Below are 14,281 nucleotides of genomic sequence, written 5' to 3'. Positions count from 1 at the left end.
TATAAGTTTCCAGGAGTATTTTTTATGATAAATCTTATTCACGGAAAGTAAGTTTGCCATCAGCAATGGAATCAATGATAGCAAGGGATTCCAGATGGATACCCATGTCACGGATGGTCTGTCCGCCGGACTGGAAGCCTTTTTCGATAACGATTCCGGCTCCTTCAAGAGTTGCGCCGGATTTCTTAACGATGTCGATCAGACCGAGAAGTGCACAGCCATTGGCAAGAAAATCATCGATCAGGAGTACGTGATCTTCCGGTCCGAGAAATTTCTTGGAAAGGATCACATCGTAAACTTTCTTGTGGGTGAAAGACTCTACCTTGGTGGTGTACATCTCGCCGTCAAGGTTCACACTCTGTGCTTTCTTGGCAAATACAACCGGTACATGGAAATACTGTGCCGCAATACAGGCAATACCGATACCGGAAGCCTCGATGGTAAGGATCTTGGTGATTGGACAGTGGTCAAAACGTTTCTTGAATTCTTTGCCGACCTCGTTGATCAGGTCAATATCCATCTGATGATTCAGGAAGCTGTCCACTTTTAAAATATTTCCTTCTTTTACTACGCCGTCTGTCAGAATTCTGTCTTTTAAAAGCTGCATGAAATTTATCTCCTTTGATTTATCACATTAATATATGTTTACTGCCCACGGACAGAGCAGTAATATTTTTAATATGTATCATACGACAATATTTGCGTGAGTGCAATTATTTTTGACAAAAAAACATAAAATTATTATAATGGATAGGATGACTAAGAAAGGAACAGGCACAGATGAAAGAGTACGAAGTAATCTGGGAAATTTTTAACAAATGTCCGAGAAATCAGATGCGTGATGTATTTGTGGAAGAAGTGGAGATTGCAGATCCGGAAGCGTATGTGAAACAGAAATTTCAGGGGAAGGATGTCTCCTACGAGAAGACAGTACTGGAAGACGGAACCATCATTTTTGACATTCAGACATCTATGATTCGGCAGCGCTGTTCTTTCACGGAGATCTGAAGGAGGAAATACACATGAAAGAAACACATGTGCACGTTCTCGAGGATGGAACCGTTCTTGAACATACCCACGGGGATCAGGAACATGTGCATACTCACGATGGCACACATCCTCATCATCACAGCCACGCACAGACCAAGGCCGTACTCAACAGACTTTCCAGGGCCATCGGGCATATGGAATCCATTAAGCGTATGGTGGAGGAAGGACGTGACTGCAGCGAAGTGCTGATCCAGCTGTCAGCCGTAAAATCTGCGATCAATAATACAGGCAAGATCATCCTGCAGGATCATATAGAACATTGCATCGTGGATGCAGTGGAGCATGGAGACAGGGATGCTATCAAGGAACTGGAAAAAGCAATCGACAGATTTATGAAGTAAGGTAAGGAGTTCATGAGAGCTCATGAATGAGAAAAATGCACGGACAGAGAGCCAGTTCTGTCTGTGTAAATACAAAGAATGAGAGGAATCTATTATGGCAAAAGAGTGTAGCAATACATCCTGCAACAAATCAAGCTGTGAAGGCTGCGGACAGAAACAGCCCCAGAGCCTCATGGCAGAACCAAACGTTTTTTCTGACGTAAAACATGTGATCGGAGTTGTCAGCGGAAAGGGAGGCGTGGGTAAATCATTCGTAACAGGCTCCCTGGCAAACCTGATGGCTTCCAAGGGATATAAAGTGGGCATTATGGATGCTGATATCACCGGTCCGTCCATCCCGAAGATGTATGGCATCAAGGGCAATGCACAGGGCAGTGACAATGGGATCTATCCGATGCCAACTGCAAACGGAATCGAGGTTATGTCTGTAAACCTTCTTCTCCCGGATGAGGAGACACCGGTGATCTGGAGAGGTCCGGTCCTTGCAAATATGGTAAAACAGTTCTGGAGTGATGTGATCTGGGGTGAATTGGATTATCTCTTTGTAGATATGCCGCCAGGAACCGGAGATGTTCCGCTGACAGTATTCCAGTCCCTGCCGATCGAGGGTGTCGTGATCGTTACTTCTCCGCAGGATCTGGTCCGCATGATCGTCAAGAAGGCCTATAACATGGCTGATATGATGAAGGTTCCGGTCCTTGGAATCGTGGAGAACTATAGCTATGTGAAATGTCCGGACTGCGGAAAAGAGATCAAGGTCTTTGGCGAGAGCCATATCGATGAGATCGCTGCAGAACTGAAGGTTCCGGTCCTGGGCAAGATGCCGATTGACGTGAAGCTTGCAGAGCTTGCAGACAGCGGTCTGTTCAGTAAGATCGAGAATGAGTATATCACTGCGGCAGCAGACGTGATGCCGAAGGCTGAAGCGTAAGTAATAAGAATAATATCTGACCGATATCAATAACAGAAAAGACCACCGGAATTGAGTACATAAGGATCGTAATAACCTTATGGCAGATTCCGGTGGCTTTTTTTACTGAATCAGGGAAGTATCCTGCTTCGATCGCGAAAAGCAGTAAGCGGCAGGAACTTGATCGTATCAGATCTGGGAAAAATATTTAAGAAAGCACTGGGCAGCCTGGGAAAGCTGCAGTGCCTCATGATGAGCGATCACGGCACTTCTTGCGGGCAGAGGTGTTTTCAGATGGACAGGTTCCAGACCCGGACGGTTGCGGAGCATATAATCCGGGATACAGGCAATACCAAGTCCGATCTCTGCAAGATCGATCAGCAGATCGTTGCTGTTCAGTTCAACCTCAGGCAGCAGCTTCAGTCCCTGGGCTGCAAACACCTGATGAAGATATTCGCTGGTGGTACTCTTTGGAGCGAGCATCAGGATGGGATAATCCAGAAGATTTTCCATGGAAAGAGGCGATTTGCCCATGGTGAAATAGTCCGGATTTGCCACGAAGATATCCCGGAATTCCAGCACAGTCTGAAGCTTGGTGTGGGCTGAAAGCCGGGAATTCGGATAGTTGGTGACGATCAGCTCAGCCTGGCCGTTTTCCAGAAGCTCCGCACATCCGATGGAGGTACTGTTGATGATCTTGATCCGTACCTCCGGATGATCCTTGTGGAAACGGCGGAGATAGGGGATGAGAAAATAGCGGCACAGAGTATCGCTGGCACCGATCCGCAGCTGACCGGTAAGATTTCCTTCTCCGGAAAGGACAGCCTCTCCCTCGTTTAGCATGGAAAGGGCCGGCTTTACATGCTGGAGAAGAAGCTCTCCCTCCGGAGTCAGGATGACCCGTTTGGTACTGCGCACAAACAGAGTATGGCCCAGCTTTTTTTCAAGGTTTTTGACGGCCTGGCTTACTGCAGACTGTGAGATAAAAAGCTGTCTGGAAGCCTCCGAAAAGCTCAGCGTCGTGGCCACATAATAAAACACTTTGTAAAGTTCAAGATTGATATCCATATGTGAAAAATCCTCCGCTTATAAATGATATAAGATATATTAATTTTACTAATGATATTTCCTATGATACTATATTTTCAGCAGAAAAGAAAGACTGAAATGCTTTCTGCACGTTTACCATCCTTATTATCGGATATAGAGAAAGGAGCCTTCTATGAGCAACGTAAGACGTGTGTATGTAGAAAAGAAACCTGCCTTTGCAGTAAAAGCAAAGGAACTGAAACATGAGATCAAACATTATCTTGGTATCAGCACTGTGACAGCAGTCCGTGAGCTGATCCGTTATGACGTGGAGAATATCTCCGATGAAGTATTTGAGAAAGCCTGCAAGACCGTATTTGCAGAGCCGCCGGTAGATGATCTGTATCTTGAAAAATTTGATGTGGCAGAGGGCACACGTGTATTTTCCGTAGAATTCCTTCCCGGACAGTTTGACCAGAGAGCCGATTCTGCAGTGCAGTGTGTACAGTTCCTGGATGAGAATGCAGCACCGATCATCCGTTCAGCAACTACTTATGTAATCGAAGGAACCGTTACAGATGCAGAGTTTGAGGCAATCAAACATCACTGCATCAACCCTGTGGATTCCCGTGAGACAGGTCTTGAGAAGCCGGAAACACTGGTAACAGTATTCCCGGATCCTGAGGATGTGAAGATTTTTGACGGATTCAAGGATATGGCTGAGGCTGATCTGAAGGAGCTGTACGCTTCTCTGAACCTCGCCATGACATTTAAGGACTTCCAGCATATCCAGAATTATTTCAGAAATGAAGAGAAACGCGATCCTTCCATGACAGAGATCCGTGTTCTGGATACCTATTGGTCTGATCATTGCCGTCATACTACTTTCTCCACAGAGCTTACCAGCGTGAAGTTTGACGAAGGTGATTATAAGACTCCTATTGAAAAAACATACAAAGAATATCTGGATGCCCATAAGGATATGTACAAGGGCCGTGATGATAAGTTTGTCTGCCTGATGGATCTTGCACTTATGGCAATGAAGAAACTGAAAGCAGAAGGCAAGCTTGCAGACCAGGAAGAATCTGATGAGATCAATGCCTGCAGTATCGTGGTACCGGTGGACGTGGACGGGAAAGAAGAAGAGTGGCTGATCAACTTCAAGAACGAGACACACAACCATCCGACGGAGATCGAGCCTTTTGGTGGTGCGGCAACCTGCCTTGGCGGAGCCATCCGTGATCCGCTTTCCGGACGTACCTATGTATATCAGGCAATGCGTGTGACAGGTGCAGCAGATCCTACCGTATCCGTAAAGGAAACTCTGAAGGGTAAACTTCCGCAGAAGAAGCTTGTCCGCAGCGCAGCCCACGGCTACAGTTCCTACGGAAACCAGATCGGTCTTGCAACCGGTGCTGTAAAAGAAATCTATCATCCGGACTACGTTGCAAAACGTATGGAGATCGGTGCGGTTATGGGTGCGGCTCCGAGACGTGCGGTCATCCGTGAAAATTCCGATCCTGGAGATATCATCATCCTTCTTGGCGGACGTACCGGTCGTGACGGTATCGGCGGTGCAACCGGTTCCTCCAAGGTCCACACAGAGGCTTCCATCGAGGTCTGCGGCGCTGAGGTGCAGAAAGGTAACGCGCCTACCGAGCGTAAGATCCAGAGGATGTTCCGCAGAGAGGAAGTCAGTCATATCATCAAGAAATGTAACGACTTTGGCGCAGGCGGTGTTTCCGTTGCCATCGGCGAGCTGGCACCGGGACTTCAGATCGACCTCGACAAGGTTCCGAAAAAATACGCAGGTCTTGACGGTACTGAGATTGCCATCTCTGAGTCTCAGGAGCGTATGGCTGTTGTAGTTGACCCGAAAGATGTGGATACTTTCCTGAAATTTGCAAATGAAGAGAATCTCGAGGCAATTCCGGTTGCAGTTGTAACGGAGGAGCCACGCCTTGTCCTTAACTGGAGAGGAAAAGAAATCGTAAATATCTCCCGTGCATTCCTGGATACCAACGGTGCACATCAGGAGACCTCCGTTGAGGTTGAGATCCCGTCAAAGGACGGAAATCTTTTCGAGGAACGTCCGGATGTAACAGATGTAAAGAAAAAATGGATGGATACTCTTGCTGACCTGAATGTATGCTCACAGAAGGGTCTTGTGGAGATGTTTGACGGCTCCATCGGCGCAGGCAGTGTATTTATGCCTCACGGTGGCAAATATCAGCTGACAGAGACACAGTCCATGGTTGCAAAGGTTCCGGTACAGAACGGAAAAACAGAGACTGTTACCATGATGAGCTACGGCTTTGATCCATACCTTTCCTCATGGAGTCCGTATCATGGAGCTACCTACGCAGTAACCGAGTCTGTTGCCAAGATCGTTGCAACCGGTGGTGACTATAAGAAGATCCGTTTCACCTTCCAGGAATACTTCCGTCGTATGACAGAAGATCCTAAGAGATGGAGCCAGCCGTTCTCCGCACTGCTTGGTGCTTATGCGGCACAGATCGGATTCGGCCTTCCTTCCATCGGCGGTAAGGACAGTATGTCCGGAACCTTCAATGACATTGATGTTCCTCCGACACTGGTGTCCTTCGCAGTGGATGTTGCAAAGGTAAAAGATGTGATCACACCGGAGCTCAAAAAAGCAGGAAGCAAGCTGGTATGGCTCCGTGCACCGAAGGATTCCTATGATCTTCCGGATTACCCGGCTCTTATGGAGCAGTATGATAAATTACACCAGGATATCCAGGCAGGCCGTGTGATCTCCGCATATGCACTTGACCGTCATGGAATCGCTGCTGCAGTCAGCAAGATGGCCTTTGGTAACGGCATGGGTGTAAAGATCGAGCATAACCTTGATCCAAGAGATTTCTTTGCTCCGGCATTCGGCGATATCATCTGTGAGGTTCCGGATGGAAAAGTCGGTGAGCTTGCTATTACCTATACTGTGATCGGTGAGGTTACGGATAATGCGAAGTTCACCTACGGTGATACAGAGATCACTCTGAAAGAGGCGCTTTCCACATGGGAAGGAACTCTGGAGAATGTATTTAAAACAGCAGCAGGAACCGAGGACGTCAAGGCAGATGACGGTTCCCTTTACAAAGCAGACAGCATCTATGTATGCAAACATAAGGTTGCAAAACCGCGTGTATTTATTCCGGTATTCCCTGGAACAAACTGCGAGTATGACAGCACCCGTGCATTTGAGAGAGCAGGCGCTGAGGTAGACGTAAAGGTATTCAAGAACCTTACAGCAGAAGATATCCATGATTCTGTAGAGCTCTTTGAGAAAGCCATCGATCAGGCACAGATGATCATGTTCCCGGGCGGCTTCTCAGCCGGAGATGAGCCGGACGGATCCGCGAAATTCTTTGCTACCGCGTTCCAGAACGAGAAGATCAAGGAGGCAGTTATGAAGCTCCTCAATGAGCGTGACGGTCTTGCTCTTGGTATCTGCAACGGATTCCAGGCACTGATCAAACTGGGATTGGTACCGTACGGTGAGATCTGCGGACAGAAAGAGGATTCTCCGACACTGACCTACAACACCATCGGACGCCACGTATCCAAGATGGTTTACACCAAGGTTGTCAGCAACAAGTCTCCATGGCTTCAGAAAGCACAGCTTGGCGGTGTATACTGTAATCCGGCTTCTCATGGTGAGGGACGTTTTGTCGCAAACGATGAGTGGCTGAAGAAACTCAAGGAAAATGGACAGATCGCAACAGAGTATGTACCGGTAGATGAGACCGGATATGAGGGTGAGTTTAACGTAAACGGCTCTTATATGAACATCGAGGGTATCACAAGCCCGGATGGACGTGTTCTCGGAAAGATGGCACACAGTGAGCGTCGTGACGCAGGCGTGGCTGTCAATATCTACGGAGAGCAGGATATCAAGATTTTCGAATCTGGTGTTGAGTACTTTAGATAATACCAGGGTTACGTGAGCTGCATGCAGTGGCAGGGGATTTCAGACCTCCCTGCCACTGTAAAAATACAAAAAAGCATATATTTTTTAAAAAATACAAAAAAGTGAAAAAAACTGTTGACACAAGTCACAAACCATTATATAATAGCAAAGCGAGTTGCGGAACGGAAGAGTTCCTAAGACGAACAACTGTTATGGGATCTTAGCTCAGCTGGGAGAGCATCTGCCTTACAAGCAGAGGGTCATAGGTTCGAGCCCTATAGGTCCCATGTTACAAAAAGATATGGCGAGATAGCTCAGTTGGCTAGAGCACACGGTTCATACCCGTGGTGTCGAGGGTTCGAATCCCCCTCTCGCTATTTATATGGGATCTTAGCTCAGCTGGGAGAGCATCTGCCTTACAAGCAGAGGGTCATAGGTTCGAGCCCTATAGGTCCCATGTTACAAAAGAATATGGCGAGATAGCTCAGTTGGCTAGAGCACACGGTTCATACCCGTGGTGTCGAGGGTTCGAATCCCCCTCTCGCTATTTAACAAAAGGTCTGAAGATTCAATTTTATTGGGTTTTCGGACTTTTTTTGTTATAAAATCCCGGCTGCCTGTGGTAAGACCAGATGTGAAAAGTTAAGATTGACATTTTACATCGTTTTTTTTATCATAGTAAAAGAATAGACAGAACGAATCATTTCGGGAAATGAGGATTGTATAATGAAAAAAAGAATGCTTTTTGTTTTCAACCCCAAAGCAGGAAAAGGAAGAATCAAGATGCATCTGCTGGACATTGTGGATATCTTTAATAAAGGTGGGTACGAAGTGATCATCCGTGCCACGCAGGGACCGAAGGATGCTTATGAACAGGTGAAGGAATATGCAGATCAGGTAGATCTGATCGCCTGCAGTGGAGGTGACGGTACACTGGATGAGGTGGTTACCGGAATCGTGGAAGTGGGCAGCCAGACACCGATCGGGTATATCCCTGCAGGAAGCACCAATGATTTTGCCAACAGTCTGTTTATGCCGAAGAGTATGACTGCAGCTGCATCCATGATCATGGAGGAGCAGATCTATCACTGTGACATCGGTAAATTTAATAACCAGACATTTGCCTATGTGGCTGCGTTTGGACTGTTTACCAATGTTTCCTATGAGACAGACCAGGATCTGAAAAATATCCTGGGACATGTTGCCTATGTGCTGGAAGGGATGAAGCAGCTTTTTGAGGTGAAATCCTATCATCTGAAGGTAACCTCCGATGAGCTGACTGTGGAGAATGATTTTATCTACGGTATGATCAGCAATTCCAGATCTGTAGGCGGATTTAAGAATCTTACCGGAAAAAACGTGGATATGAATGACGGACTGTTTGAGGTGACACTGATCACCAATCCGAAGAATCCGCTGGAGCTTCAGGAGATCATGACTGCGCTTCTTACTGCAGAGGATAATACAGATCTGATTTATTCTTTTAAGTCTGCGCATGTTGTGATAGAGTCAGAGGAGGCTGTTCCGTGGACGCTGGATGGAGAGTTCGGTGGAGATCAGACCCATGTGGAAATCGATAATCTTCATGAGGCCATGAACCTTTATCTTACCAGCAGTAAGAACAGAAAAAAAGCCGGCTGAACCAGAAAATGCAGGAGATCAAGGAGATTACCCAGAAGAGCGAAGAATGATCCGAGTATCCGAAGACAAGGTGATCATACAGAGGTGAAAATGTCTTTCCTCATAAGAAAGACTGGATATACAGGAACGAAAAGGAGGAAGAAATGGGAGATTATATCAACGTAAAGGAAATCTTTGGCTGCGATGTATTTAACGATTCTGTTATGCAGGACCGTTTGCCGAAGAAGGTATACCGCGAACTGAAAAAGACAATAGAAGAGGGTAAGGAGCTGTCCATGGAGATCGCTGATGTGGTTGCACATGAGATGAAGGAATGGGCTATTGAGAAAGGTGCTACTCATTATTGTCACTGGTTTCAGCCGCTGACAGGTGTTACTGCCGAGAAACATGACGCATTTGTCACAGCGCCAAGAGAGGACGGAAAGGTACTCTTAAGCTTTTCTGGCAAGGAGCTGATCAAGGGGGAACCGGATGCATCCTCGTTTCCATCCGGAGGACTTCGTGCAACATTCGAGGCAAGAGGCTATACAACATGGGATTGCACATCACCTGCCTTTGTACGTCATGACGCAGCCGGCGGGATCTTATGTATCCCCACAGCATTCTGCTCCTACACAGGAGAGGCGCTTGACCAGAAAACACCGCTTCTTCGTTCCATGGAAGCAATTAATACACAGGCACTTCGACTTCTCCGCCTTTTCGGAAATACAACTTCTAAAAAAGTAACGCCTTCCGTTGGAGCTGAGCAGGAATATTTCCTGGTTGACAAACAGAAATGGCTCCAGAGAAAAGACCTGATCTACACAGGAAGAACACTTTTCGGTGCCATGCCTCCGAAAGGACAGGAGATGGATGACCATTATTTCGGAACCATCCGTCAGAGAATCTCCGCATACATGAAGGAAGTCAACGAGGAGTGCTGGAAGCTGGGCGTAACAGCAAAGACACAGCACAATGAGGTTGCACCTGCACAGCATGAGCTGGCACCGATCTACGCACCGGTAAATATTGCAGCAGATCACAACCAGATCATGATGCGTATCCTCAAAAAAGTTGCAAGCCGCCATGGTATGCGCTGCCTGCTTCATGAGAAACCGTTTGCAGGAGTTAACGGTTCCGGTAAGCACAACAACTGGTCCCTGACAACGGATGACGGGATCAACCTTCTTGAGCCGGGAAAAACTCCTCATGAGAATATCCAGTTCCTTCTTGTTCTCACCTGTATCCTAAAAGCCGTTGATGAGCATGCAGATCTTCTGAGAGAGTCTGCAGCAGACGTTGGAAACGATGAACGTCTCGGAGGAAACGAGGCACCGCCGGCAGTTATCTCCGTATTCCTTGGAGAGCAGCTTCAGGATGTTCTGGAGCAGCTGATCAGCACAGGTACCGCCACACACAGTAAGACCGGCGAGATCCTGGATACCGGTGTTAAGACACTTCCGGATTTCATGAAGGATGCTACAGACCGAAACAGAACATCACCATTTGCGTTCACAGGAAACAAATTTGAGTTCCGTATGGTTGGTTCCCGTGATTCCATTTCCGAGTGCAACGTAGTTCTGAACACGATTGCAGCAGAAGTATTCCGCGATGCATGCGACCGTCTGGAAGCAGCAGACGATTTTGATACTGCAGTACATGACCTGATCAAGGAGTATGCGATCCAGCATCAGCGTATTGTATTCAACGGAAACGGATATGCACCGGAGTGGGAGGCAGAGGCAAAGAGACGTGGACTTCCGATCCTTCCGTCCATGGTAGATGCCATTCCTGCGCTGACTACAGATAAAGCTGTGAAGCTTTTTGAATCCTTTAATGTATTTACAAGAGCAGAGCTTGAGTCCAGAGCAGAGATCCAGTATGAAGGCTATGCAAAGGCTATCAACATTGAGGCCAAGACCATGGTGGATGTAGCTACTAAGCAGATCATCCCGGCAGTGATCCGTTATACAACGGTTCTTGCAGAGTCCATCAATTCTGTGAAGGCAGTGAGCGCAGCGCTTGATGTCAGTGTACAGACAAGTCTTCTGGAAAAAACCTCCGCACTTCTTGCTGAGACCAAGACAGCTATGGATAAGCTTTCCGGACTGATCGCTGAGTCGGAATCCCATGAAGAGGGACGTGACCGTGCTGTATTCTTCAGAGAGAGCGTGGTACCGGCAATGCAGGCTTTAAGAAAACCTGTAGACGAGCTTGAGATGATCGTAGATAAAGATATGTGGCCGATGCCATCCTACGGTGATCTGATCTTTGAGGTATGATCGGTTAAATAAAATCAGGAAATAAGAGATGTTCCCTGGGTGCAGCGGCATCTTTGAAATCAAATGACGGGACAGATGTAAGATCTGTCCCGTTTTTTACCTGGCGGAGAAAAAATCTGTAAGCGGTTATCCGTCATAGGATCATATAATAACTGCGGATGAGGATATCTGCGGCATTCAATCAGATTCAGGAGTAAGTATATATGATAGAATTAGAATTTTTAAAAGAACAGAACGTTTCCGAAAGCCTGATCCACGGCATCGAGGAGTTTCGAAAAAATTATAACGTTGACGAGGGGGCTGCAGCCAGAGTTACCAGACCGTCCATACCGTTCTACGGAAAAGAAATCCTGGAAATGGCCATTGCAGGACTTCTGGAAGGAGAAAATCTTCTTCTTGCAGGCCCAAAGGCCACGGGAAAAAATATCCTGGCAGAAAATCTGGCATATGCTTTTGGCCGCCCGGTTTATAATGTATCTTTCCATGTCAATACAAACAGCGGAGACCTGATCGGAACGGATACCTTTGTAAACAATGAAGTCTGCCTCCGAAAGGGCAGCATCTATCAGTGTGCCGAGTATGGTGGCTTCGGTATTCTGGATGAGATCAATATGGCAAAGAACGATGCGGTCTCTGTCCTTCATGCAACTCTGGACTATCGCCGCTCCATTGATGTTCCGGGCTATGACCGGATCGACCTTCATCCTGCGGCACGTTTTATCGGAACCATGAACTACGGATATGCAGGAACAAAGGAGCTGAACGAAGCTCTGGTTTCTCGTTTCCTGGTGATCGATATGCCAGCGCAGACAGAAGAAACCCTGGGATTTATTTTTCGCAAAATGTTCCCGGAGGCAAAGGAAAAGGCAGTGGAACAGTTTATCGGTGTATTTATGGATCTTCAGAAGAAATCCGTAAACAGTGAGATCTCCACAAAAGCGCTGGATCTTCGAGGCCTTCTGGCTGCCATGAAGATCGTTCGTGCAGGACTTTCTCCCCTGGCAGCAGTGCAGATGGGAGTGGTGAACAAAACCTTCGATATTTTTGAAAAGGAGATCGTGGACGATGTAGTCCGTACAAGGATCCCGGAAGAGTGGACAAAGGACGATGTCTATGCATAAAGATCTGACAGAAGAACTTTCTATAGAAGATTACAAGATGGAGCTGGAAAACCGGATCCGTAATCTCCTCTGGACGGTAAGCGGCGACTATACACTGGATGTGAAGCCGGATGTATCGCTGTTTCTCCGCTCAAAAGAGATCGCTCTTTACGATGGGATCAAACAGGGGGCTTTTGCCAGATATTTTGACAAAAATCTGCTTGGCCTTTATCTTGTAAAAAAAATCTATCTGGATGCCTCTGAGACGGAGCTGACCGGGCTGACACAGCTCTGTATCGAAGCGGCAGTGGGAGAGCGGATCTGTGAAGAGCGCCCCGGGGTTCGCCGCATGAGAAAAAAAGCTCTGGAAGATATCCTGGATCAGGAATATGAAACCCTGCCTTCCTACGATAAGTTGTTAGACAGGCTGAAAATTGCAGTATTCCGTGATGTACTTACAGGAAGCGTACAGCCTCTGGAGAAAAAACTGTCTGCATTCCGGGATCAGATTTATGCCTGCGCAGAAAGCAGAGACACCATGGAACTGATTCGGATCATCGACAGCCTCTATAATGCGGTCATCGATCCGGACTTTGAGAAGAAAAACGGTTCCCTTGAACGGGTAATGGCGGTGACGCTGGAAGAACTGACGGAATTTGGCTGGGAAGACTACCTTAATGAAGAGATGTATGAGGAAGCTCTGGAAAATTATGTGGAAAAGCTCACAGACCGGATGACAGATATTGAAGATTCCTCGCTGACACAGGATATGGAAGAAAAACGTAAGGTGAAAAACAAGATCACGGTGATTTCAGAGGAAGCTCTTCAGAAAGCTCATACCTATGTGGAACTGAATTTTGGAAAAACCTATCTCACACCTGCGGAAGAAAAAAGAATGAACCATCTTATGTGCCGAGGAATACACGGAGACTGCAGCCTGTATTTTACAGAAGGAATCCTGAAAAATCCGGTTCGTGATAATTATCAGTACCAGTATGCAAAGCGTCTGCGTAATAAGAACATATGGATCTATCATGACAAGCACAGAATTGCAAAACGAAATATTGCCATATTGACTGAACTCCTGAAAAAAGCACTGGTGATCCGAAGTGAAAACCAGGAAGTCCTATCAGACCGGGGAACTATCGTTCCTTCCAGGCTGTGGCGTATAGGCAGAAGCGGTGAGGCAAATCTTTTCAAAAGGATTCTTCGTGGAGACAATACGGATTTTGTGGTGGATATACTGATCGATGCCAGTGGTTCACAGATGAGTCGACAGGGAGATGTGGCACTGCAGGCTTATATGATCAGCTCTGCCCTGAGCAATGTGGACATCCCTCATCGGGTTATGAGCTACTGCACATTCTGGGATCATACGATCCTGCACAGGTTCCGGGAATATGATGATCCGGTTTCGGCGGATGAGGATATTTTCAATTATGTGACTTCCTCCAATAATCGGGACGGGCTTGCCATAAAAGCAGCGGGATATAGTCTTTTGCAGAGGGAAGAGGAAAAAAAGATCCTGATCATCTTAAGTGACGGACGCCCCTACGATGTGATCATAAACCGCCCCAATGCAAAAAATCCGGCCCCTTATCAGGGAAAATATGCCATTTCAGATACTGCAACAGAGGTGCGGCGTCTTCGGAGCCAGGGCGTCAGTGTTCTGGGGGTATTTGCAGGTGAAGAGAAGGATCTTCCGGCGGAAAAGAAGATTTTTGGAAAGGATTTTGCCTATATCCGGGATATCGGAAATTTCTCAAAGATCGTAGGGCGATATCTGACAAAACAGCTGGAAACGGACAACTGAAAAAAAAAAGTATTTTATTTTAAATGTATAATATTCAATTGTAAGGAATAAGGTCACTATGTTAGCATAAAAGCTGCATAGTGACCAATTATTTGCTTATAATTATACAGAAAATTGTAAATAATATATAATATCTCAGATATAATTTCTTGCAAAATACTGCGAAATTTGCTATACTATATAACGTTACTAATTTACTAGATAAAGG

At 46.6% G+C, this 14,281-nt stretch carries 10 protein-coding genes and 4 tRNA genes; 12 read left to right on the top strand and 2 right to left on the bottom strand.

Annotated elements, in window-relative coordinates:
* Positions 1-34 precede the first annotated feature (34 nt).
* The gene (locus NCY57_RS03730) at positions 35-607 is read right to left on the bottom strand and encodes a xanthine phosphoribosyltransferase (RefSeq protein ID WP_015526955.1); all 573 of its coding nucleotides are present in this window, start codon (positions 605-607) and stop codon (positions 35-37) included.
* 173 nt (positions 608-780) lie between these two features.
* On the opposite strand from NCY57_RS03730, the gene NCY57_RS03725 reads away from it, so the two are divergent.
* From NCY57_RS03725 to NCY57_RS03715, 3 genes are all read left to right on the top strand, one after another.
* Entirely contained in the window at positions 781-1,008 is a 228-nt protein-coding gene (locus NCY57_RS03725; RefSeq protein ID WP_015526956.1) for a hypothetical protein, read from the top strand.
* A 14-nt stretch (positions 1,009-1,022) separates the two neighbouring features.
* Complete coding sequence (locus NCY57_RS03720) at positions 1,023-1,391, top strand: metal-sensing transcriptional repressor (protein ID WP_118752591.1); 369 nt, start codon at positions 1,023-1,025, stop codon at positions 1,389-1,391.
* A gap of 94 nt (positions 1,392-1,485) precedes the next feature.
* Positions 1,486-2,322, top strand: a complete 837-nt coding sequence (locus NCY57_RS03715; RefSeq protein WP_015526958.1) for an Mrp/NBP35 family ATP-binding protein — start codon at positions 1,486-1,488, stop codon at positions 2,320-2,322.
* Between the two features lie 168 nt (positions 2,323-2,490).
* Here the strand turns inward: NCY57_RS03715 and NCY57_RS03710 are convergent, their stop codons facing one another.
* Entirely contained in the window at positions 2,491-3,369 is an 879-nt protein-coding gene (locus NCY57_RS03710; protein ID WP_021650784.1) for a LysR family transcriptional regulator, read from the bottom strand.
* Between the two features lie 154 nt (positions 3,370-3,523).
* Here NCY57_RS03710 and NCY57_RS03705 point away from each other — a divergent pair, with 154 nt between their 5' ends.
* The 9 genes from NCY57_RS03705 (at position 3,524) to NCY57_RS03665 (ending at position 14,073) form a co-directional block, all read left to right on the top strand.
* The gene (locus NCY57_RS03705) at positions 3,524-7,279 is read left to right on the top strand and encodes a phosphoribosylformylglycinamidine synthase (RefSeq protein WP_250789496.1); all 3,756 of its coding nucleotides are present in this window, start codon (positions 3,524-3,526) and stop codon (positions 7,277-7,279) included.
* A 193-nt stretch (positions 7,280-7,472) separates the two neighbouring features.
* Positions 7,473-7,545: transfer RNA gene (locus NCY57_RS03700), tRNA-Val, on the top strand.
* Positions 7,546-7,561: 16 nt separating this feature from the next.
* Positions 7,562-7,635, top strand: a tRNA-Met gene (locus NCY57_RS03695).
* Between the two features lie 7 nt (positions 7,636-7,642).
* Positions 7,643-7,715 (top strand) — tRNA-Val (locus NCY57_RS03690).
* A 16-nt stretch (positions 7,716-7,731) separates the two neighbouring features.
* Positions 7,732-7,805, top strand: a tRNA-Met gene (locus NCY57_RS03685).
* Between the two features lie 179 nt (positions 7,806-7,984).
* Positions 7,985-8,899, top strand: coding sequence for a diacylglycerol/lipid kinase family protein (locus NCY57_RS03680; protein ID WP_250789495.1), 915 nt, complete (start codon positions 7,985-7,987; stop codon positions 8,897-8,899).
* A 143-nt stretch (positions 8,900-9,042) separates the two neighbouring features.
* Positions 9,043-11,160, top strand: coding sequence for a glutamine synthetase III family protein (locus NCY57_RS03675; protein WP_250789494.1), 2,118 nt, complete (start codon positions 9,043-9,045; stop codon positions 11,158-11,160).
* Positions 11,161-11,363: 203 nt separating this feature from the next.
* Entirely contained in the window at positions 11,364-12,281 is a 918-nt protein-coding gene (locus tag NCY57_RS03670) for an AAA family ATPase (RefSeq protein WP_015526964.1), read from the top strand.
* Positions 12,274-14,073 carry a nitric oxide reductase activation protein gene (locus NCY57_RS03665; RefSeq protein WP_192926459.1) on the top strand — a complete coding sequence of 600 codons (1,800 nt, stop codon included), beginning with the start codon at positions 12,274-12,276 and terminating at the stop codon, positions 14,071-14,073. Before NCY57_RS03670 ends, NCY57_RS03665 begins: the two co-directional genes overlap by 8 nt.
* Positions 14,074-14,281 lie beyond the last annotated feature (208 nt).

The organism is Blautia sp. MB18-30 (genome assembly GCF_023669475.1).
In the GTDB taxonomy this organism is placed as follows: Bacteria; Bacillota; Clostridia; order Lachnospirales; family Lachnospiraceae; genus Blautia_A; species Blautia_A fusiformis.
This window is presented reverse-complemented; position numbering and strand designations above follow the sequence as displayed.